Origin of the sequence: Micrococcus sp. 2A (genome assembly GCF_039519235.1) — a bacterium.
Lineage (GTDB): Bacteria > Actinomycetota > Actinomycetes > Actinomycetales > Micrococcaceae > Micrococcus.
On sequence record NZ_CP154351.1, the window covers coordinates 2,141,665 to 2,162,469 of the forward strand.

General features: G+C 72.1%; 17 protein-coding genes and 1 riboswitch. Of the genes, 12 read left to right on the forward strand and 5 right to left on the reverse strand.

Going from position 1 to position 20,805, the window contains the following annotated elements:
- Positions 1-26: 26 nt before the first annotated feature.
- Entirely contained in the window at positions 27-1,100 is a 1,074-nt protein-coding gene (locus AAG742_RS09845; RefSeq protein ID WP_343282099.1) for an agmatine deiminase family protein, read from the forward strand.
- On the opposite strand, the gene AAG742_RS09850 is transcribed toward AAG742_RS09845, so the two are convergent.
- Complete coding sequence (locus tag AAG742_RS09850) at positions 994-2,391, reverse strand: AI-2E family transporter (RefSeq protein ID WP_343282100.1); 1,398 nt, start codon at positions 2,389-2,391, stop codon at positions 994-996. The genes AAG742_RS09845 and AAG742_RS09850 overlap by 107 nt on opposite strands.
- 45 nt (positions 2,392-2,436) lie before the next feature.
- Positions 2,437-2,542, forward strand: a riboswitch (TPP riboswitch).
- Positions 2,543-2,602: 60 nt separating this feature from the next.
- Here AAG742_RS09850 and AAG742_RS09855 point away from each other — a divergent pair.
- The 7 genes from AAG742_RS09855 to AAG742_RS09885 all read left to right on the forward strand — a co-directional run bounded on the left by AAG742_RS09855 (position 2,603) and on the right by AAG742_RS09885 (position 10,510).
- Positions 2,603-3,745 (forward strand): thiamine ABC transporter substrate-binding protein, encoded by a 1,143-nt coding sequence (locus AAG742_RS09855; protein ID WP_343282101.1) that lies wholly within the window; start codon positions 2,603-2,605, stop codon positions 3,743-3,745.
- Between the two features lie 107 nt (positions 3,746-3,852).
- Positions 3,853-5,496, forward strand: coding sequence for an iron ABC transporter permease (locus AAG742_RS09860; protein ID WP_298985362.1), 1,644 nt, complete (start codon positions 3,853-3,855; stop codon positions 5,494-5,496).
- A gap of 104 nt (positions 5,497-5,600) precedes the next feature.
- Positions 5,601-6,260 carry an ABC transporter ATP-binding protein gene (locus AAG742_RS09865; RefSeq protein WP_248116213.1) on the forward strand — a complete coding sequence of 220 codons (660 nt, stop codon included), beginning with the start codon at positions 5,601-5,603 and terminating at the stop codon, positions 6,258-6,260.
- 10 nt (positions 6,261-6,270) lie between these two features.
- On the forward strand, positions 6,271-6,789 hold the full coding sequence (locus tag AAG742_RS09870; protein WP_298712383.1) for a TetR family transcriptional regulator: 519 nt from the start codon (positions 6,271-6,273) through the stop codon (positions 6,787-6,789).
- Between the two features lie 281 nt (positions 6,790-7,070).
- Complete coding sequence (locus AAG742_RS09875; protein WP_343282102.1) at positions 7,071-8,525, forward strand: ribonuclease H family protein; 1,455 nt, start codon at positions 7,071-7,073, stop codon at positions 8,523-8,525.
- 45 nt (positions 8,526-8,570) lie between these two features.
- Positions 8,571-10,067, forward strand: a complete 1,497-nt coding sequence (locus tag AAG742_RS09880) for an alanine/glycine:cation symporter family protein (protein WP_248116207.1) — start codon at positions 8,571-8,573, stop codon at positions 10,065-10,067.
- Between the two features lie 77 nt (positions 10,068-10,144).
- Complete coding sequence (locus tag AAG742_RS09885; protein ID WP_343282103.1) at positions 10,145-10,510, forward strand: hypothetical protein; 366 nt, start codon at positions 10,145-10,147, stop codon at positions 10,508-10,510.
- A 129-nt stretch (positions 10,511-10,639) separates the two neighbouring features.
- On the opposite strand, the gene AAG742_RS09890 is transcribed toward AAG742_RS09885, so the two are convergent.
- Complete coding sequence (locus AAG742_RS09890) at positions 10,640-11,932, reverse strand: APC family permease (RefSeq protein WP_343282427.1); 1,293 nt, start codon at positions 11,930-11,932, stop codon at positions 10,640-10,642.
- A gap of 227 nt (positions 11,933-12,159) precedes the next feature.
- Between AAG742_RS09890 and AAG742_RS09895 the strand changes: the two genes are divergently transcribed.
- From AAG742_RS09895 to AAG742_RS09910, 4 genes are all read left to right on the forward strand, one after another.
- Positions 12,160-12,354 (forward strand): hypothetical protein, encoded by a 195-nt coding sequence (locus AAG742_RS09895; protein ID WP_319074483.1) that lies wholly within the window; start codon positions 12,160-12,162, stop codon positions 12,352-12,354.
- Between the two features lie 42 nt (positions 12,355-12,396).
- Positions 12,397-13,989, forward strand: a complete 1,593-nt coding sequence (locus tag AAG742_RS09900; RefSeq protein WP_343282104.1) for a fatty acyl-CoA synthetase — start codon at positions 12,397-12,399, stop codon at positions 13,987-13,989.
- Positions 13,989-15,179, forward strand: a complete 1,191-nt coding sequence (locus AAG742_RS09905) for an acyl-CoA dehydrogenase family protein (RefSeq protein WP_343282105.1) — start codon at positions 13,989-13,991, stop codon at positions 15,177-15,179. The genes AAG742_RS09900 and AAG742_RS09905 overlap by 1 nt, the downstream gene beginning before the upstream one ends.
- A 64-nt stretch (positions 15,180-15,243) precedes the next feature.
- Positions 15,244-16,044: an enoyl-CoA hydratase/isomerase family protein gene (locus AAG742_RS09910; protein ID WP_343282106.1), complete on the forward strand. Its 801-nt coding sequence runs from the start codon at positions 15,244-15,246 to the stop codon at positions 16,042-16,044.
- A gap of 100 nt (positions 16,045-16,144) precedes the next feature.
- On the opposite strand, the gene AAG742_RS09915 is transcribed toward AAG742_RS09910, so the two are convergent.
- The 3 genes from AAG742_RS09915 to AAG742_RS09925 all read right to left on the reverse strand — a co-directional run bounded on the left by AAG742_RS09915 (position 16,145) and on the right by AAG742_RS09925 (position 20,804).
- The gene (locus AAG742_RS09915; RefSeq protein WP_002857973.1) at positions 16,145-16,354 is read right to left on the reverse strand and encodes a hypothetical protein; all 210 of its coding nucleotides are present in this window, start codon (positions 16,352-16,354) and stop codon (positions 16,145-16,147) included.
- A 58-nt stretch (positions 16,355-16,412) separates the two neighbouring features.
- On the reverse strand, positions 16,413-17,120 hold the full coding sequence (locus AAG742_RS09920) for a hypothetical protein (protein ID WP_343282107.1): 708 nt from the start codon (positions 17,118-17,120) through the stop codon (positions 16,413-16,415).
- 375 nt (positions 17,121-17,495) lie between these two features.
- Positions 17,496-20,804, reverse strand: a complete 3,309-nt coding sequence (locus AAG742_RS09925) for a type I restriction endonuclease (protein WP_343282108.1) — start codon at positions 20,802-20,804, stop codon at positions 17,496-17,498.
- Between the last annotated feature and the right edge of the window lies 1 nt (position 20,805).

The window sequence follows — 20,805 nt, forward strand, 5'->3', positions numbered from 1 at the left end:
ACCCCACCCCCAGGAGACGCCCCGGCATGGCCCAGCACCCCGACGCCCCCGATCGGCCGGAGCGCGTCTGGCTCGCCCTGCCGCCCCGCCACCCCTCGGCCGCGCTGCTGGAGGAGACCCGCGACGCGATCGCCGGGCTCGCGGAGACCCTCACCGAGGCGGCCGACGTCGCCGTCCTCGTGGACCCCGAGGACCGTGCGGCGGCCGCGCGCCTGCTCCCCGGCGCGGTCGAGCAGCTCCCGGTCCCCCTCGACACCCCCCTGGTCGGCCGCACCGGCCCCACGTTCCTGCCCGCCGGCGAGGCCGTGCACTGGCGCCTGGACCCGCGCTCCCGGCACCCCGACGTCGGCGTGCACCGCGACGCCGCGGTGGGCGGCGCGATCGCCCGCGCCGCCGGGCTCCCCGTGCGCACCCCGCTGCTGGCCGCCTCCCGCGACTCGTGGGTGACGGACGGGGCGGGCACCGCCGTGGTCGACGCCGACGCCGTGCTGGCCCCGGAGGTCAACCCGGGCTGGAGCGCCGCCCAGGCGGAGGCCGAGCTCGCGGGCCTGCTGGGCGTCACGCGCGTGGTCTGGACCGCCCTGCCCCGGCGTCCGGGGAGCGGGCCTTTCGGCGGACCGGGCCACCTCGGCGGCTGGATGCGCTTCGTCGAGCCGGGACGGCTGGCGGTGCACTGGCGTGCCGACCGGTTCCACCCCGAGCACGCGGTCGGCGCGGCCGCGCTGCGCGGACTCGAGGGCACGCCGGACGCGGCAGGCCGTGCGCTGCGCGTGCGCACCGTGCCCGGGGGCGCGCTGCCCGAGGCCTACGACCCCGCCGAGCAGGGGGTGCGCTCGCTCGTGGACGCCGTCCCGATGGGCGGGCACGTGCTGCGGCCGGCGTTCGAGGACGCGCCGACGGAGGAGGCGGCCACGGCGCTCACGGCCGAGCTGCACCCGGGACGGCGTCAGCTGCGCTTCCCGGCGCCTCCCCTGCTGCGCCTGGCCGGCTCCCTCACCGACCTGGTGCTGGTGCAGCCCCGTCCGCAGGACCGGCCACGGGTTCCGGGGCCGGACTCAGCGGCGGCCCCGCATCCTCCGGCCGCTCCCCCACGCCGCTGACCCCGGCGGGGCGCTGCCCCCGCTTGGCGCGCCGGGCCTCCGCGGGGCTCAGGCCCACGCTCACCCCGCGCGCCTCCTCGCGCGTGTGGCTGCCCTCCTCCGCGGAGGAGCCGCCGCGCAGCCGGGCCAGAAGGGTGGACTGCCTCCGCTCCATGCCCTTCAGGTCCGAGGCGATCAGCGAGTTGATCCACCGTGCGTTCGGATCGGCGTCGATCAGGATGGCCTTGGCCAGCAGGGTGCACGGGAGGGCGAGGATCGCACCGAGCGGGCCGAGGACCCACGCCCAGAACAGCAGGGAGAGGAAGCTGACGGTGGGGATCACGCCGATCGCGTCCCCGGCCACCTTGGGCTGGATGATGGACTGCAGCACGAAGTTGAGCACCGAGTAGCTGATGACGACGCCGAGGAAGGCGGGCCAGCCGCCCTCCGCGAGGCCCAGGATGGCCGGCGGGATCAGGCCGATGATGAAGCCGATGTTGGGCACGTAGTTGGTGAGGAAGCTCAGCACGCCCCACACGAGGGCCATCGGCACGCCGATCACCAGGAGCGCCACGACGTCCAGGACGGCCACGATCAGCCCGAACACGGTGGTCACCACCCAGTACCGGCGCACGCCGCCCGCGAAGTCCATGAGCGCCTGGCCGAACTCCCGGCGAGCCGAGCTCAGCAGCCGGACGCGGCGCTCCACGGCCATGGAGTCCATGGCCAGGAAGAACATCCCCATGACCACGGTGATCAGCAGGCCCACCACCGCGTAGACGTTGGACGCGATGGCGGTCAGCGCGGTGACGGCGGCGCCCGTGACCTGCTTGATGTCCACGGCCTGCAGCTGCGCGTTCACCATGTCCGGGGTGAGCCCCTGGGAGGACAGCCACGCCGAGACGTCCTGCATGATCGCCTGGAACCGCCCCGCGTACTCGGGCAGGGAGCTCACCAGCTCGAGCCCGGACCAGAAGATCAGCCCCACGAACACGGCCAGCACGGTGACCACGAGGAGCACCGTGGCCGTGGCCCCGAGGACGGGGTGCACGCCGCGCTCGATCAGCCAGCGCTGCAGGGGGTAGGCCACGATCACGAGGTTCAGCCCGAGGAAGACGGGCGCGATGATGGAGGAGATGCCCTGCAGGAACTGCACGAGCACCACGAGGCCCGCGAGCGTCAGCACGATCACGAGCATGCGCGGCCACATCCGGTGCGGCCGGCGGATGTCCCAGTCGGAGGCCGGCGTCGCCGGCGCGACCTGGGGGGCGGGGGCGGGTCCGGCCGGCGCGGCCTCGTCGGGGGTGCTCACGCGTGCAGTCTAAGGTCGGCGCGGACGCGATAGGCTGGCTCCAGTCCACATCGACAGGGGAGCGCCGCAGCGGCGCTGAGAGTGCGGTCCGCCGCAGACCCTCGAACCTGCTCCGGCTCGCACCGGCGAAGGAAGTCGAGACCCTTTCCCGGGGCGTCCGCATGCCGCGGGCCCGCCCCCGGCCCCTCCCGCCGCGCAGGAGGAGACCCGCATGACCCGCACCGCCACCGAGCACGCCCGCCGCCCGCGCACCGCCGCGCTGGCGGCCCTCTCCGTCGCCGCCCTCGCCCTCACGGGCTGCTCGCTCTCCGGCCAGGGGGGCTCCGGCTCCTCCTCCGCGGCGGGCTCCGCGGACGCCGCGGCCGCGGCCACCACGTCCGGCTCCGCCGCCTCCGGCTCCGATTCCGCGGGCGGTGGCAAGACCGTCACGATCATGACCCATGACTCCTTCGCGCTGCCCGAGGAGCTCATCGCCCGGTTCGAGCAGGAGTCGGGCCACCAGCTCTCCACCACCGCCCCGGGCGACGCCGGCTCCGTGGTCAACCAGCTGCTGCTCGCCAAGGACCACCCCACGGTGGACGGCGTGTACGGCATCGAGGACCACTCCACGCACCGGCTCATCGACGAGGGCGTGGTGGCCGAGTACACCCCCGCGAACCTGCCCGAGTCCGCGAAGGACCGCGTGGTCGAGGGCCGGATGATCCCCGTGGACCAGGGCCAGGTGTGCCTCAACGTGGACACCCCGTGGTTCGAGGCGGAGGGGGTGGAGGTCCCCGACTCCCTCGAGGACGTCACCGACCCCCAGTACGCGACGCTGACGGTGCTCACCAGCCCCGTGACCTCCTCCCCCGGCCTCGCCCTCCTGGCCGCCACCAAGGAGGAGTTCGGTGACGACTGGAGGGGCTGGTGGGAGAAGGCCCTCGACGGCGGCGCCAAGGTGGACGCCTCGTGGTCGGACGCGTACTACACCGACTTCTCCGGCGGCGAGGGCAAGGGCGAGTACCCGATCGTGCTCTCCTACTCCTCCTCCCCCGCGTTCGCCCCGGCCACGGACGTCCTGGAGGCCTCCTGCACCCCGCAGACGGAGTACGCCGGCGTCGTCGAGGGCGCGAAGAACCCCGAGGGCGCGCAGGCGTTCATCGACTTCCTCCTCTCCGAGGACGTGCAGAAGGCGCTGCCGGAGTCCATGTACATGTACCCGATCGACGAGTCCGTGGAGCTGCCCGCCGAGTGGGCCGAGAACGCCCCCCTCGCCGAGGACCCCATCTCCCCGGATCCGAAGGCCGTGGACGCCGAGCGCGAGGAGCTGCTCAAGGAGTGGACCGCGCTGCACGAGGAGCACGCCGGGAAGTGACCTCTCAGGTCCCCGGCCCGCCCGCGCTCGCCGAGCCCGTCCTCGCGCCCCCGGGTCGCCCCGCGGGCGGACGGCGACGGCGCCGCACGCGGGCCGGCGGGGACGGGATCGGCGCGTGGTGGCTGCTCGCCGCCGTCGTGCCGCTCGCGTTCCTGGCGGTGTTCTTCGCGTGGCCCGTGGCGGCCATGCTGTGGCGCGGCGTGTCCGCGGACGGCGCACTGGACCTCACCGCGTTCGGCGAGGTCCTCGCCCGCGAGCGCACATGGCGGATCCTCGGGCAGACCCTGGGGATGGCGGCGGCCGGCACGGTGGCCGCCCTCCTGCTCGGGCTGCCGGCCGCACTCGTGCTGCACCGCCGGGCGTTCCCGGGCCGCGCGCTGCTGCGCGCGGTGGTGACGGTCCCGTTCGTGCTGCCCACCGTCGTCGTGGGCGTGGCGTTCCGCGCCGTGCTGGCCCCCGGCGGGCCGCTGGGGTGGACGGGCCTGGACCAGTCCACCGCCGCCGTCGTGCTGGCCCTCGTGTTCTTCAACGTCTCCGTGGTGGTCCGCCAGGTGGGCGCGCTGTGGGCGTCGCTGGACCCGCGGCAGGAGGAGGCCGCGCGCACCCTCGGGGCCTCGCCCTGGCGCGCGTTCCGCACCGTGACCCTCCCGCAGCTGGCGCCCGCCGTGGCCAGCTCGGCCGCACTCGTGTTCCTCTTCTGCTCCTCGGCGTTCGGGATCGTCCAGACCCTGGGCCGGCCGGGCTACGGCACCCTCGAGTCCGAGATCTGGGTGCAGACCTCGGTGTACCTGGACCTGCGGGTGGCCGCGGTGTTCTCCACGCTGCAGTTCCTGGTGGTCATGGCCGCCGTCGGGATCTCCGGGGCCACCGCGGCGCGGAGCGTGCGCGCCCTGCGCCTGCGGGACGCCCCGCTGCGCCGCCTCACCCGCGCGGACGCGCTGCCCGTGGCCGCCACGCTGGCCACCGCGGCGCTCGTGCTGCTGCCGCTGGGCACCCTCGTGCTCCGCTCCTTCCACTCGAGCCAGGGGTGGGGGCTGCGCAACTACACCCTGCTGGCCACGAGCTCGGGGGCCGGCTTCGCCGGCGGCACCACGCCCCTGGAGGCGCTGGACCACTCGTGGCGCACCGCCGTGGACGCCACGCTCCTCACCCTGCTCGCCGGCGTGCCGCTGGCGCTCCTGCTCACGCGGCCCGTGCGCTCGGCGCTCGCCCGGCGGGCCCAGCGCTGGCTCGACGGCGCCGTCCTGCTGCCCCTCGGCGTCTCCGCCGTGACGGTGGGCTTCGGGTTCGTCGTCTCCCTGCGGGCGCAGGCGCCGGACCTGGCCGCCTCGGGACTGCTCGTGCCGCTCGCGCAGGCGGTGGTGGCGCTGCCCCTCGTGGTGCGCTCGCTCGTGCCCGTGCTGGCCTCCGTCGACCCGCGGCTGCGGGAGGCCGCCCGCACACTCGGGGCGGGGCCGCTGCGCGTGCTGGCCACGGTGGACGGGCCGTTCCTGGCGCGTGGGCTAGGGCTGGCGGCGGGGTTCGCGTTCGCGGTGTCCCTCGGTGAGTTCGGGGCCACGAGCTTCCTCGCCAGCCCGGACCGACCCACGCTGCCCGTGCTGATCGTGCGGCTGCTCGGCCGGCCGGGCGCGGACAACTACGGGATGGCGCTCGCCGCGGCCACGGTGCTGGCCGTGCTGAGCGCCGCGATCATGCTGGTGTGCGAGAGGCTGCGTCCCCGGGGCGCGGCGGGAGCGGGAGGCGCGTGGTGAGCACGGCGGAGGGGCGCACGCCCCACCCAGGGAAAGCCAGCGGTGCGGCGGTCTGCCACGACGGCGGCGGCACGCCAGGCGCGCCCGCCGGGGCGGGGGTGCGCGTGAGCGGCCTGAGCGTGGCCTACCCCGACGGTGCGGTGCCGGTGCGCGGCGTGGACCTCACGCTCGCGCCCGGCGAGATCGTGGCCCTCGTGGGCGCCTCCGGCTCGGGCAAGTCCACGGTGCTGCGCGGCATCGCGGGCCTGGAGGACGTGGTGGCCGGGTCCGTGGAGATCGGGGGGCAGGACGTGACCTCCGTGCCCACCCACCGGCGCGGCGTGGGCATGGTGTTCCAGGACGGACAGCTCTTCCCCCACCGCACCGTGGCCCGCAACGTGGGCTACGGGCTCGAGGCAGCCGGGTGGGACCGGGCGCACCGGCGCGCCCGGGTGGCGGAGCTGCTGGCACTCGTCGGGCTCGCGGAACTGGCGGACCGGCCGGTGCAGAGCCTCTCCGGCGGCCAGGCGCAGCGCGTGGCCCTGGCCCGCTCGCTGGCCCCCTCCCCCCGCGTCCTCCTGCTGGACGAGCCGCTCTCCGCCCTGGACGCGGACCTGCGCGAACGCCTCGCCGTGCAGATCCGCGAGGTGCTGCGGGCGGCCGGGGTGACCGCCGTCGTGGTGACCCACGACCTCTCAGAGGCCGCCGTCATGGCCGACCGCACCGTGCGCCTGGGGGTGTCCGGGACCCACGACGACGGGCGCCCCGGCACGGGTCCGGGGTAGCCTCGGGCGCATGACCCCGCCCCCTGCCGCCGCCTCCGCCCGGGGCCGGCTGACCGCCGAGGACGTGGTGGACGCCGCCGTCGGCATCCTGCAGGACTTCGGCATGGGCGACCTCTCCATGCGCCGTGTGGCCGCCGTGCTCGGCGTGCAGGCCTCCGCCCTGTACTGGCACGTGCCGGACAAGCAGACCCTGCTCGCCCGGGTCGCGGACCGGATCGTCGCCGAGATCGGTGACACGGTGCGCGCCCGGCGGATCGGCGACGTCGCCGGGCGGGCCGCCGTGGCGGAGCAGGTGCTGCTGCGCCACCGGGACGGCACGGACGTGGTGCTCTCGGCGCTCGCGCTCGGCCTCGGCGGCGGGGCACTGCACACGCTCCTGACCGAGGCGGCCGACTCCCCGGAGGAGGGCGAGCGGGCCCTCGCGCTGCTGCTCGGCACGGTCTCGCTGCGCCAGCAGCGCTCCCAGGCGCAGGCCCTCGGCGTGGTCACGGGACCGGACTTCCAGGGGCATCGCCGCACCGTCCTCTGAGGCCCGGAGGGGTGCCGTGCAGGGAAGGTCGACCCCCGGCATTCGGCGGGCTCTGCGACGTCGATCAGGGGGCTCCGGATCTCCACGGGGCGCGGAATCCCTCCGCCCTGACGGAACGCAACGTTCCGCAGACCTCCCCAGCACCGGATCTGCTCCCTACAGTGGAGGGTGACAGATGACGAGCCACGCCCTCGGCGTCGGCTCACAGCTCCACCCGACGCGCTCGCCGAGTCCGGCACGAATTCTCGGTGAGACCCCTTCGACCCGCCGGATTGCCACTCATGGGAGCCAGGAAGAACCACCCGCGCGAGGCCATGCACCGCCCCGTGCACATCGACGCAGACGCCGCGAGCCCCGCGGCGCTGCTCGATGTGTCCTGGGCGTTCCACGGCCCCGCGGCCCACCGCGCCGGCACGCCGGTCCGGGACGGGGCCTTCCTGCGGGTGGGCCCGGTCGGCTCGGGCAGTTCGACCGCGAGGAGGTCGGACCACGCCGGACCGGTCAAGCCGAACACCTCCGCGCATGCCCGCTCCTCCGCGCCGCGGGGCCGACTGCGCCCCCTCCACCTCGTCCCGGCCAGCCGCCCCCGCCCCCCGCGGCCGGCACCGCCCCGCGTCCGCGTCCGTCAGGACGGGGTGCGCGTCGTGGCCCATCCGCTGGCCATGCTCCCCGGCGTCACCCACGGGCCCTCCCTGCGCCTGGACCTGCATCCCGTGCCGGACGGGATCGTGTACGTCATCCGCACCCTGGAGCTGCGCGAGCTCGGCGACGACGACAAGGGGCCCGTGCAGACCGGAGTGATCACCGCGCCACGGCTCAACCGCTTCTGGGACACCGTGCTGCACGACCTCCCCGCGGGCCGCCCGGTGATCGTGCGCCTCCGCTCGGATCGGGAGGCCGACCTCCTGACGCTGCTGCGCATGCTCGCCCCCACGGACGTGCCGGTCGTCTCCTACCGCCTGGACGAATCCCCCGTGGGCTCGCAGCGCTCCAGCTACCTGCTGCCGGACGTGGACGCGGACCGCGTGATGCAGCTCGGGGCGGAGCGGATCGCCCTCGAGGACCTGCGCGCCCAGGAGGCCGAGGATTCCGCGGGGCGCCGCTCGGGGCAGGTGTTCCTCTCCCGGCGCCGCGCGGACCGCTTCATCCGGCGCACCCTGCCGCGCCTGCACCACAGCCTCGCGTTCACGGATCCCGCCGACCTCACGGACGTGTACGTGGACGGGTCCCTGCTGCGCGGCACCCGCACGGGAGGGGCGGCCGCCGTCGCCCGCGACCGGATGTGGGCCGCCCATCCGCTGCAGGGGGCCACCCTGCCGCTCGAGGTGGAGCTCGAGGGCCTCGTACTGGGACACCTGATGGCGGCCTGGGGCGCCCCTCCGGGGGGCGAGGTGACCATCCACTCGGACTCCCGGGCGGCCCTGGCGCTGCTGCGCGAGGCCCACCGCGAGCGCCTGACCCTGGGCGGCGCGCGCGGCGAGCGCATCCGCCGCTCCCTGCGCCGGCTCCTGGCGGCCGTGGACCTCAGCCAGGCCGCCGGCGTCCACGTGAACACCACGTGGGTGAAGGGCCACGCCGGCCTCGAGGGCAACGAGTTCGCCGACGCCCTGGCCCGCTCGGCCGCGCGCAACACGGCCGCCGGCGTCTCCGAGGGGGACCTGCACCGCCGCCTGGAGCACATCGTGCGGCTGCGCTACGCGATGTACGCGGAGACCTGGAACAGCGACTGCGCCTGAGCGCGGCGGGCCGTGCCCGCTCAGCGCAGCACGTAGCCTGGGCGCATGGATCAGATCACCGAGGCCATCGCCGCCTTCAACAACGTCTACTGGTATGTCGTGATGGCGCTGCTGGCCGTGGCAGGCGTGTGGTTCACCATCCGGACGGTCGGCGTGCAGGTGCGCATGCTCCCGGAGATGCTGCGCTCGGTCACGGCGGGATCCTCCACGGGGCCTGGCGACGACGGCGTGTCCCCGTTCCGGGCCTTCACCATCTCCGCGGCCTCCCGCGTGGGCACCGGCAACGTGGCGGGCGTGGCCATCGCGATCGTGCTCGGCGGCCCCGGCGCCGTGTTCTGGATGTGGCTGCTGGCGCTCCTCGGCGGCGCCACCGCGTTCGTCGAGTCCACGCTGGCCCAGCTCTACAAGCAGAAGGGCTCGGAGGGGTTCTTCGGCGGGCCCGCCTACTACATCCGTGACGGCCTGCGCTCGAAGTGGCTCGCCATGGTGTTCGCCGTGGCGATCACGTTCACCTACGGGTTCGTGTTCAACGCCGTGCAGTCCAACTCGATCTCCGAGTCCGTGCAGGCCAACTGGGGCCAGTCCATCACCACGGCGTGGATCGTGGGCGTGGGGCTGGCCGTCCTCACCGGCCTCGTGATCTTCGGCGGCGTGCGCCGCCTCTCCACGGTCACCAACGTGGTGGTCCCCATCATGGCCGTCTTCTACATCATCCTGGCGATCATCGTGATCATCGTGAACATCACGGAGGTCCCGGCGATGTTCCTGCACATCGTGCGCCACGCGTTCGGCATGGAGCAGGTGGCGGGCGCCGCCGTCGGCATGGCGATGATCCTGCACGGCGTGCGCCGCGGCATGTTCTCGAACGAGGCGGGCATGGGCTCGGCCCCGAACGCCGCCGCCACCGCGGCGGTCTCCCACCCGGCGAAGCAGGGCTTCGTGCAGTCCCTCGGCGTCTACTTCGACACCCTGATCGTCTGCACGGCCACCGCGTTCATCATCCTGCTCTCCAACCCGACGTACGGGGACAAGGACGCGCTCGGCATGGTGGTCACCCAGGGGGCGCTCCAGCAGGCCGTGGGCCAGTGGGCAGGCCCCGCGCTGACCGTCATCATCTTCTTCCTGGCCTGGTCCTCCGTGCTGGGCAACACCTACTACGGCGAGGCGAACATCCGCTTCCTGGCCGGCCGCCATGCGGGCGGCGCCATCACCGTGTTCCGCTTCCTCGTGCTGCTGTGCGTGATCGGCGGCGCGCTCGCCAAGGTGGCCCTCGTGTGGGACCTCGCGGACACCTTCGCGGCGATCATGGCCACCATCAACCTCATCGCGATCCTGCCCCTGGGACACCTGGCCGTGAAGCTCCTCAAGGACTACGAGCGCAAGCTCAAGGCCGGGCAGGACCCGCACTTCCACATCTCGGACCTCCCCGAGGCCCGCGGCGTGGCACTGTGGGGCGCCGAGGACGGCACGGACGTCGCCGGCCGCGATCAGCTGCGCGGCGCCGGCGGGGACCCGCTCTCCGCAGGCAGCCACCGCGCCTGAACCGGCACGCCCGCGAGCACTGGACGCGTCCGGGGGGCGTCGGCCTAGGTTGGGCTCAACAGATCGGCCGCGCTCCCGTGGCCGGCACGACGTCCCAGGAGGACATCACCATGGGCATCCTCTCCAGCCTCACCGGTTCGCTCGGCGGCACGCAGCAGCGTGGCCGCGGCCGCTCCAGCCGTTCGTCCTTCGGCCGCCCCGGCCTGGGCCAGTCCGGTGTCGGCCGCACCAACGGCCGGTCGGGTGCGTCCCACGGCATGCTCGCGGCGCTGGGCGGCCTGGCCCTGAGCCAGCTGGCGCGCCGCGCCGGCGGCGCGGCCGGTCGCCGCGGCTACGCCCCCACGACGCGTCGGGGCACCCCGCGCGGCGGCGGCCTGCTGGGCTCGCTGCTCGGCGGCACCACCGGTCGACGCACCACGCGCCGTGGCCCGCTGGGCTTCTGAGCGGTTCCTCCCACCGCACGCAGGAAGGGGCGGTCACCTCGGACGAGGTGACCGCCCCTTCCTGCGTGCGGGGTCCGGACGGGTCGGGCCACCCAGGCCCTCGGCGGGTGGGGCGTCCCCGGGCCTGTCTCAGGCGTTCCGGCGCCGGTGGTTCGCCATGGCGAACACCGCGAGGAGAGCCGCCACGACGAGGAACGGGATGCCGCCGATCCAGACCTCGGGCTCCACCTGCGTGGCGAGCAGCAGGCAGGAGGCGACGCCGAGGACCGGCAGGAACGCCGGCACGCGGTAGTGGCGGTGCGCCACGGGGTCCTTGCGCAGCACCAGCACGGCCACGTTCACGGCCACGAACACCACGAGCAGCAGGAGCACCATGATGCCCGCGAGCAGCTCGAGGGTGCCCGTGAGAGCGAGCATCAGCGAGATCGCGGTGGTCACGATGACCGCCACCCACGGGGTCTGCCGGCCCGGGAGGACCTTGCCGAGGAAGGAGGGCAGCAGGCCGTCGCGGGCCATGCCGTAGGTGAGGCGGGAGCTCATGATGCCCGTGAGCAGCGCACCGTTGGCCACGGCCACGAGCGCGATCACGCTGAACACCACGGGCGGGACGATCCCCGCCGCCTGCACCACCTGCAGGAGCGGGGCCGAGGAGGAGGCGAGCTCCGCCGTCGGGACGGCGGCGGAGGCCACGACGCCGACGGCCGCGTAGAGCAGGCCCGCCACCGTGAGCGCGCCGAAGAGGGCGCGGGGGTAGGAGCGCGCGGGGTCACGGGTCTCCTCGGCCACGTTCACGCTGGTCTCGAAGCCGGCGTAGGAGTAGAAGGCGAGCACGGTGCCGGCCAGGACGGCCGCGAACGGGCCGTTCTCCGGGGTGCCGAGCTGCGTGAGTCGGGAGAGGTCCCCGCCGCCGCGGGCGAGCAGGATGGCGCCCAGGACCACCACGAGCACCAGGCCGCCGACCTCGATGACGGTGGCCACGCGGTTCACGCCGAGCGACTCGGCGATGCCGCGGATGTTCAGGGCGGCCAGCAGCGCGAGGAACACGACGACGACGATCGCCGTCGGCCAGTTCACGAACGCGCCGAGATAGTCGCCGGCGAAGCCGAGGGCGAGCGCGCCCACCGAGACGATGCCGGCCGCGAGCATGCAGAAGCCCACGAGGAACCCGACGAACGGGCCGAACGCGCGGGTGGCGTAGTGCGAGGAGCCGCCGGCGCGTGGGTACTTCGTGGCCAGCTCGGCGTAGGAGCCGGCCGTGAGCAGCGCGAGGAGGAGGGCGGCCACGAGCGGCACCCAGACGGCGCCGCCGGAGAGCTTGGCCACGGAGCCGGCGAGGACGTAGACGCCCGCGCCGAGGACGTCGCCCAGGATGAACAGGAAGAGGCTCCACGTGCCGACCTTGCGGGCGAGTGGGCTGCTGATGGCGGGGTCGACGTCGGCGGAGTGCGCGCCGGCGGAGTGCGAAGAGGTCACGGCTCTGCTCTCGTACGGAGGGGGACGTGGGGGTGCCGGCTCACGGTAAGCGGTGGGGAGGGTGTCTGCCAAGGTCAGAGGGGCGGGACGCGGGATCAGGCGGATCACCCTTGATTGTTGGATTTCCTAGCATTAGCGTGACGCCCACCACAGGCCGCCCAGAGATCGGACTCCTCATGACTGAGGCCCACATCGTCGACGCCGTCCGCACCCCGGTGGGCCGCCAGGACCTCGACTCGGCCGCGGACGCCGAGGTGCTCCTCGACGGCGTCGACCAGCCGGGGCCGCGGGCCATGCACACCGCGCGCAACGCCTGGCGTGCCGCAGGGCTGTCCGAGGACGTCCCGGGGACGACGGTCGAACGGCTCTGAGCCCCCTCCCTGCCCCTTCCGCTCCACCCCCTGGAGGACACCATGTCGCAGACGACCCCTGACACCCACGCCCGCGGCCCGGCACCCGAGGACACCATCGGCCGCCTCTTCGCCCGTGCCGTCGCCCGCTCCCCCCGCGCCGTGGCCCTGCGGTTCGAGGACCGGGACTGGACCTACGCGCAGCTGCGCGACGGCGTGCACCGCGTGGCCCGCCGGCTGCTCGCCACCGGGATGCCGCAGGGCTCCCGCGTCGCCGCCTACGCGATGAACTCGGACGCCTACGCGGTGCTCTTCCTCGCGTGCGCCACGGCCGGCTACGTGCACGTGCCCGTGAACTTCGCGCTCAAGGGCGGAGAGCTCGCCCATGCCCTCGAGGACTCCGGCGCGGAGCTGATCGTCACGGACGCCGCGATGCTCGAGCGCGTGGACCAGGTCCGCGCGGAGGGCCGCGTCCCCGCGCTGGGCCGGGTCTGGCCCCTGCTCGCCGCCGAGGACGGCGGGGAGCCCGCCGTCCTGGAGACCGCCCGGGACGAGTCGGCGGACGCGTCCGCGCCCGACGTCGACGTGCAGGCCACCGACCTCGCGCAGCTGCTCTACACCTCGGGGACCACGTCCGCCCCGAAGGGGGCGATGATGTCCCACCGCGCGCTCGTGGCCGAGTACCTCTCCTCCGTCATCGCGCTCGACTACACGGCGGAGGACCGTCCGCTCGTGGCCATGCCGCTCTACCACTCGGCCGCGATGCACGTGATCCTGCTGCCCTACCTGTCCCTGGGCGCCACCGTGCGGATCCTGCCCGCCCCGGACATCCCGCGCATGCTGGAGGTCGTGGAGGCCGAGCACATCGGCTCCCTCTTCCTCGCGCCCACGGTGTGGGTGCCGCTGAGCAACCACCCGGACCTCGCCACGCGGGACCTCTCCTCGCTGCGGAAGGCCCAGTACGGCGCCTCGATCATGCCCGTCACCGTGCTGCAGCGCCTGCGGCAGGCCCAGCCCGGCATCGGCTTCTACAACTGCTTCGGCCAGTCCGAGCTCGGCCCCCTCTGCACCGTGCTGCGTCCCGAGGAGCACGATGCCCGCCCCGCCTCGTGCGGACGCCCCGTGTTCCACGTCGAGGCCCGCGTCATGACGGCGGACGGCGCCCCGGCCAAGCCGGGTGAGCCGGGCGAGATCCAGTACCGCTCCCCGCAGCTGCTCAACGGGTACTGGAACCGCCCCGAGGCCACCGCGGACGCGTTCACCGACGACGGCTGGTTCCGCTCCGGCGACCAGGTCACCCAGGACGCCGCGGGCTACATCCAGGTGGTGGACCGCATCAAGGACGTCATCAACACCGGCGGCGTCCTCGTGGCGCCCCGCGAAGTGGAGGACGCCATCTACGAGCTGGACGAAGTGGCGGAGGTCGCCGTCGTCGGGCTGCCGGACGAACGGTGGATCGAGGCGGTGACCGCCGTCGTGGTGCTCAAGGAGGGCGCCGAGCTGACCGCGGAGACCGTGCGGGCCCACGTGAAGGAGCGCCTCGCCGCGTTCAAGGTCCCCAAGCGCGTCGACTTCGTGGCCGAGCTGCCGCGCAACCAGTCCGGCAAGCTGCTCAAGCGCGCCCTGCGCGCCGAACGGACGGCGGGCCAGGGGTGATGCGGCCGACCTATGACGTGACCACCCCCCTGGACGTGGACTACCTGGAGGCCTTCGCAGAGGCCACGGACGAGGACCGCGAACACTGGGACCGGGCCCGCGCCTACGGCCGGGAGGTGCTCGAGCGGATCGACGGGCACTGGGACCGCGCGGAGTACCCGCTGAACCTCGTGGCGCGGGCCGGGGAGCTGGACCTGCTCACCGACGGCCTGGACGTGCCCGGGCACGCGATGATGTCCCCGCTGGCCGCCGGGCTGGTGTCGATGGAGATCTCCCGCGCGGACGGCTCCATGGCGGCAGCGGCCGCGGTGCAGGGCGGGCTCGTGCTGCGGGCCCTGGTGCACTGCGCCTCGGAGGCGCAGAAGGAGCGGTACCTCGAGCCGGTGGCCAGCGGTCGCCTGCCAGGAGGGTTCGCGCTCACCGAGCCGCTGCACGGCTCGGACTCCGTGTCCCTGGAGACCTCCGCCCGTCCCGACGGCGCGGGCGGCTGGGTGCTGAACGGCGCCAAGAAGTGGATCGGCAACGGCGCCTCCGGCGGCATCACGCTGGTGTGGGCGCGCGACACGGAGGACGGCCAGGTCAAGGGCTTCATCGTGGAGCAGTCCACGCCCGGGTACGAGGCCGAGGTCATCACCGGCAAGGGCGCCCTGCGGGCGATCCACCAGGCGGAGATCTCCCTGACGGACGTGCGGGTGGACGACGACGCACGCCTGCCCCACGTCGCCACGTTCAAGGACGCGGCCCGCGTGCTCGTGGCCACCCGCGTGAACGTGGGGTGGTCCGCGCTGGGCCACGCCTCCAGCATGTTCGAGTCCGCGCTGGCCTACGCGACGCAGCGGGAGCAGTTCGGGAAGCCGCTCGGCGCGCACCAGATGGTGCAGGAGCGGCTCGCGCAGATGCTGGACGAGGTCACGGGGATGCAGGCCCGCTGTGCGGCGGTCGCGCGGCTGCAGGAGGCCGGGACCCTGCGGGACCAGCAGGCGTCCCTGCTCAAGTACAGCTGCACGCGGGGCGCGCGCCGCGTGGCGCAGATCGCCCGGGACATGCTCGGCGGCAACGGCATCCTGCTGGAGAACCAGGTGATCCGCCACATGACGGACGTCGAGGCGCTGCACACCTATGAGGGAACGGAGTCCGTGCAGGCGTTGATCCTCGGCCGGGACCTGACCGGGATGAGCGCGTTCGCGTGATCCCCGGCCGGCCGCTCTCGTGGCCGACACCCACACACCCCACCTTCCGACCCCAGGAGCTGACATGACCACCGCACCCACCCCTTCTTCCTCCGACGACGCCCCCGCCGTCCTCATCGAGACGCGTCCCGGCGTCGTGCGGCTGACGCTGAACCGGCCCGCGAAGGGCAACGCGCTCGGACTGACGATGGCGCGCGAGGTGCTCGCGGCGATCGCCGCGGCCGAGGCGGACGACTCCGTGCACGTGCTCACGCTGACCGGCGCCGGGCGGATCTTCTGCGGCGGCGGGGACGTCCAGGCCATGGCCGCCTCCCCCGCCGGGCCGGAGCGGCGCGCGATGATCCAGGAACTCGGCGAGGCGGCGGGCGAGGTCGCGGTGGCGCTGACGGGCTCTCGCCTGCTGGTGCTGGCCGGCGTCAATGGGACGGCCGCCGGGGCGGGGCTCGGGCTCATGCTGGGCGGCGACGTCGTGCTGGTGCGCGAGGACGCGCAGCTGGTGACGGCGTTCTCGGCGCTCGGGATGACGCCGGACACGGGCGTGTCCTACTGGCTGCCGCGGGTGCTCGGGCCGGTGCGCGCGACGCAGCTGCTGCTCGGCGGGCGGCGCCTGAACGGGGCCGAGGCCGTCGCGTGGGGCCTGGCGACCGAGGCGGTGGCCGGCGACGCGTTCGCGGCACGCCTGGCGGCGCTCGAGGACGAGCTGGTGGCCGGTCCGGCGCACACCTATGGGCCGACCAAGGCGCTGGCGCGCGGGGCCGACGTCGAGGCGCTGCGCGCACATGTGCGGCGGGAGGCCGCGTCGATCGCGGCGGCGTCCGAGCACCCGGAGGCCGTGCGGCGGGTGGAGGCGTTCGCGGGCCGGTGAGGGGCGGGCGGCGGCCCGGGCCTGTGAGGGGCGGCCGGCGGCGCGTGTTCAGCGGGCCGCCCCCGGGCCGACCCCGGTCAGGTGCGCGAGGGCGTGGGGGTCACTTGAACATCTTCAGGACGTCGCCCAGGCCGACCGTGGTGCGCCGGTAGACGGCGTTGTAGGCGGCGCGCTTCGGATCGCGCAGCCAGCCCATCCCCTTGCGGCCGTAGCCGGGGATGACCTTGCGCTTGATCGCACGCTTGGCGCGGCCCGTGGTGCGGGCCTTGATGGACTTCTTCAGGCTGGGCTTGCGGAGACCGATCTTCATGGTCGGGAGGGTAGCGGGTGGGGTGGACGGGATTGGAACAGGTACGCCGTTCACGAGGTCATCGGCTAGGCCCAGGATCGTTCCTCATCGCCGACGAACCGCGGCCCGATGGCCGCAGATGATACTTATAGGTCTCGGAAATCCTCGTTCCCTGCCCATGGACATCTTTCTGATATGCCTCAGAGAATTCGCGCTTGGCCGATTTCAGCTTGAATCCGACCTCCTTATGCACCACGCGCGACCTTTGATACAAGAACAGTGCGGCCAGTAGAAGCACGAGCCAGTTCAAAACATTATCGGGAAATTCATCCGACCGAACTGCCCACAGGGTTACCACCATAAGCGACAGGGCGCATGCCGCAAGGTAGTAGGTCAGGAAAATACTATCGAGGAAGATAATCCTTCTTTCGCCAGCAAGATCCTTTCGAGTCACCTCCAGACGCTCGCGGAGAGAGAAGAGGTGCCGCTCCACCTTCAATATCCCTGAAACTTTCGCTCGTGTCGCGAAGGCTGCAAACGCCGCCATGAAGAGCAAGACCCCGGCACCCTTGATTGCGTACCACACCTGCGGAGGAACTGGACTAGACCAGCCCAAAGCGAGAACCAGGCAAGAAATTGTCGCGAGCAGCAGGAAGGCTCCGACAACCTCGTACTTCACAGCCACACGTCCTGGATAGGGGTATAGGATCTCGCGGGAATAGAGGAATGCTCGTCTTTGCATCTCTCGAGTGAATGACTTGCGCGCCTCTTCGCTGAGGTACTCCATGCAGGCTTGGCCTGCCGCGACCTGCATCCCGAGTTCCGAGGGAGGGTCGGTCCGCATGGCCCAATATCGCCTGTACAGCCAAATAAGGAGCGGTGCCAACAAAGGCGCGGGTCCAAATATGATCGTAATCCACACAGACGCATCTGCTGCATCAAACTCTATCATTTCAAACCACCTAGAACACCTTCAGGCATCGGGCAGTCGGCAGTCGCATCTACGATCTGTAAGATCTGGCAAATCCCTGCCCGATTTTCCCATACTCATTTGACCGTTACCTGTCAATATTCCGCACTCTGCGGACAATATAGCTGCACGAGCTTCTGGATCATCCCAAGATGGGTCACCAAAGGCGTCCTTTTCGTACACGCACGTGCTTCAGGAGCCCCCCGTTTCATCAACCAAAACGCCTTCGGAGCCCCCCGTTTCATCAACGAAAGCGTCAGGGCGGTTCCCGGCGGCAGAGGCATCAGCGTCGACCGCCGTCTCAGCAGGGCTCTGCCCCACGTCCACCGGGCCGACCTCGCCCACCGCACCCTCAGGAACGCCTCCACCCCGCACCGTCAGGTACAAGTACTCCCCGATCGCGGCGACGATCATCTTCGACGGGTCCCCACCCCTGCCCACGATGTCCGTCATCTTCGCGAAGGCGTCCTCGTTCGCGTACACGGCGCCCATCGCCGACCGTTCCAGGTTCGGGCTCGCCAGGAACTGCTCCAGCGAGTTCGCTCCGGCCTGCCCCAGCAGCTTCTCGTCCTCCATGAGCGGCGCCACGAGGGCACTGACCCACGCCTCCTGCTGGGACGGGGACGCATCCACGCCTTCACCGGCGAAGATCTCGTTGATCTTCTCGATCACTTCCTCCAACGGCCCGCGCTGCTTCTCACGCGCCTGCCCGCCTCCCACGGCGGTGGTCCCCTTCAGCGCGGCCCCACCGGTCAGCCCGATGTCCCCCGAGGACGTCTTCTTCTGCCGGATGCTCACCAGTTGCACATCGCTCAGGTCGATCAGCTCCTCACCGCCGGGCTGATCGCCCACGAGCTGTACCAGGTGCCGCAGGAACAGCGCCCGCTTGTAGTGCTCGGTGTCCCCGAACTCGTAAATCTGGGAGAGGAAGTCGTAGAGGCTGACGAAGGACCGCATGTCCTTGCGCGTCAGCACGAGCTCGTTCACGCGTGTCTCGTCCTGGTTCATCCGCGCATGCGCCAGCTCCTTGCGGAACCGGTATGCCACGGGCTCCAGCGCGGCCTGCAGGCCCTCCTGCCCGCTCCCCGGCTTCCACGCGACCCACACCTCGGCGAACGCGTCGACCTCGTCCCAGTCGTACACACCCGCGGCGTCGAGCTTCGTCCCCAGGTCATGGATCAGGTTCGGGTCCGTCACCGTCTCCAGCTTCGCGCCGGCGTAGTACGGCTCGAAGGCGGCCTGGATGTCGTCTTCGGAGTTCACGAAGTCCAGCACGTAGGTGGTGTCCTTGCCGGGCGCCGCGCGGTTCAGGCGCGACAGCGTCTGCACGGCGAGCACGCCGGAGAGCTTCTTGTCCACGTACAGAGCGCAGAGCTTCGGCTGGTCGAAGCCGGTCTGGTACTTGTTGGCCACGATCATCACTTGGTAGCCGTCCCCGTCGAACGCCTTCGCCAGGTTGCCGGTCACGGACGGGTTCATGGACCGTTCGGTGACCTTCTCGAGCCCGAAGTCGTCGTCGGTGATCTCGCCGGAGAAGGCCACCAACGTGCCCACGTCCGTGTACCCCATGTCCTGGATGTACTGGTCCATCTGGCGCTTGTACCGGACGGCGGCGGCGCGGGAGTCGGTGACCACCATGGCCTTGGCCTGCCCGTCGAGCAGTCCGGCCACGTTGGCGCGGAAGTGCTCCACGATGATCTTGACCTTCTGGGCGATGTTCGTCGGGTGCAGCTTGACCCACCGCATAAGCTTCTTGCTCGCCTCGGTCTGGTCCACTTCGGTGGTCGGCTTCCCGACGGCGGCCCGGTCGCCTTCCGGACGGAACTCGCCCTGCTGTCCGGCCAGGGCCAGCTTGAAGGCGGTGTCGTAGTTGGTGAAGTTCTTCAGCACGTCGAGGATGAACTCCTCCTCGATGGCCTGCTGCATGGTGTACCGATGGAAGGAGGCCGGGATCTCCTGGCCCTTCTCGTCGTACTCGCCGGAGGGGCGGCCGAACATCTGCAGGGTCTTGTCCTTCGGGGTGGCGGTGAAGGCGAAGAAGCTGATGTTCTCCGGGCGTCCGGTGGCGGCGACCTCGGCGGCGAGGATGGACTCGGTGTCCGCCTCTCCCCCATCTTCGAGGTCGGCCTGCTCGTCCGGGGTGAGCACGCGCTTGAGCTTGGCTGCGGCGGAGCCGGTCTGAGAGGAGTGCGCCTCGTCCGCGATCACTGCGTAGGTGCGGCCCGCGAGCGTCGAGTCGCCCTTGAGGAGTTCGAGCACGGCGGGGAAGGTCTGCAGCGTCACCACGATGATCCGGTTGCCCTGCAGCAGGGTCTGCTTCACCAGGGCGGACTTGCTGGTGGCCTCTCCCCCGAGGTTCTTGCGGTCCACGGCCACCACGGTGCCGGAGGTCCGCTCGATCTGCCGGACGGCCTCCTGAAGCTGGTCGTCCAGCACGGTGCGGTCGGTGACCACGATGACCGAGTCGAACACCCGCTGCTCGTCCGCCCCGTAGGTGGAGAGCAGGCGGTGGGCGGTCCAGGCGATGGTGTTGGTCTTGCCGGAGCCGGCGGAGTGCTCGATCAGGTAGGACTTGCCGGCGCCCTCCTCGCGGACGGCGGCGAGCATCGTGGTGACGGCCTCCCACTGGTGGAAGCGCGGGAAGATCAGCGTGGACTTCCGGCGCGAGCGGCCGTATTCGTCCTCCACGGTCTCCTTCTTGAGGAAGACGAACTTCTGGAGGATCTCGAGCCAGGTGTCCCGCTGGAGAATCCGCTCCCACAGGTAGGCCGTGGAGGAGCCCCCGTTCGGGTTGAGCGGGTTGCCGGCGTGGCCGTCGTCGCCCTGGTTGAAGGGCAGGAAGAAGGTGTCCTTCCCGGCCAGCTTGGTGGTCATCCAGACCTCGCGGTTGGAGACGGCGAAGTGGACCACGGCGCGGGTGCCGAACCCGAACAGCGGCGTGGCTTTGGGGTTGCGCTCGCGGTACTGCTTCTTCGCGTGGCCGATGGACTGGGTGGAGTCGGTCTTCAGTTCGATCGTGGCCACGGGCAGGCCGTTGACGAAGAGCACCAGGTCCACGGACTGGTTGGTGGCCGGGTTGAAGTGCACCTGACGCATCACGCGCAGCCGCATGCGTTCGTAGGAGGCGACGGCGGCCGGGTTCAGGTTCGTGGCCGGCCGCGGCTCGGCCATGCGCAGGGTGGCGGAGGTGCCGACCTTGAAGCCCTTGCGAAGCACGTTGAGAGTGCCGCCGACACCGGTGTCCTGCGGCTTGTTCAGCACGTCGATCAGGCGGGTGGTGATCTGGTCCCGCTGTGCCTGCTGGGCAGAGGCCGGGGCGTCAGCCTTGACGATGCGCCCGTAGTCCTCCGGCTGGTTCTCGGACAGCCAGGCGTGGACGTCCTCGGGGAAGATCGCGTTCTTGCGGTCGTAGCCGGCATCGTTGGCCGAGTAGAGCCAGCCGTGCCTCTCCAGGTACTCGCAGATGTAGGTCTCGAGCTCGCTCTCGTTGTGGATGGCCATG

Bases quoted from the DNA above. Each gene is read 5' to 3' on its own strand.
- AAG742_RS09845 (WP_343282099.1), top strand. From the start codon at position 27: ATGGCCCAGCACCCCGACGCCCCCGATCGGCCGGAGCGCGTCTGGCTC.
- AAG742_RS09855 (WP_343282101.1), top strand. From the start codon at position 2,603: ATGACCCGCACCGCCACCGAGCACGCCCGCCGCCCGCGCACCGCCGCG.
- AAG742_RS09870 (WP_298712383.1), top strand. From the start codon at position 6,271: ATGACCCCGCCCCCTGCCGCCGCCTCCGCCCGGGGCCGGCTGACCGCC.
- AAG742_RS09875 (WP_343282102.1), top strand. From the start codon at position 7,071: ATGGGAGCCAGGAAGAACCACCCGCGCGAGGCCATGCACCGCCCCGTG.
- AAG742_RS09880 (WP_248116207.1), top strand. From the start codon at position 8,571: ATGGATCAGATCACCGAGGCCATCGCCGCCTTCAACAACGTCTACTGG.
- AAG742_RS09895 (WP_319074483.1), top strand. From the start codon at position 12,160: ATGACTGAGGCCCACATCGTCGACGCCGTCCGCACCCCGGTGGGCCGC.
- AAG742_RS09900 (WP_343282104.1), top strand. From the start codon at position 12,397: ATGTCGCAGACGACCCCTGACACCCACGCCCGCGGCCCGGCACCCGAG.
- AAG742_RS09905 (WP_343282105.1), top strand. From the start codon at position 13,989: ATGCGGCCGACCTATGACGTGACCACCCCCCTGGACGTGGACTACCTG.
- AAG742_RS09910 (WP_343282106.1), top strand. From the start codon at position 15,244: ATGACCACCGCACCCACCCCTTCTTCCTCCGACGACGCCCCCGCCGTC.
- AAG742_RS09915 (WP_002857973.1), bottom strand. From the start codon at position 16,354: ATGAAGATCGGTCTCCGCAAGCCCAGCCTGAAGAAGTCCATCAAGGCC.
- AAG742_RS09920 (WP_343282107.1), bottom strand. From the start codon at position 17,120: ATGGAGTACCTCAGCGAAGAGGCGCGCAAGTCATTCACTCGAGAGATG.
- AAG742_RS09925 (WP_343282108.1), bottom strand. From the start codon at position 20,804: ATGGCCATCCACAACGAGAGCGAGCTCGAGACCTACATCTGCGAGTAC.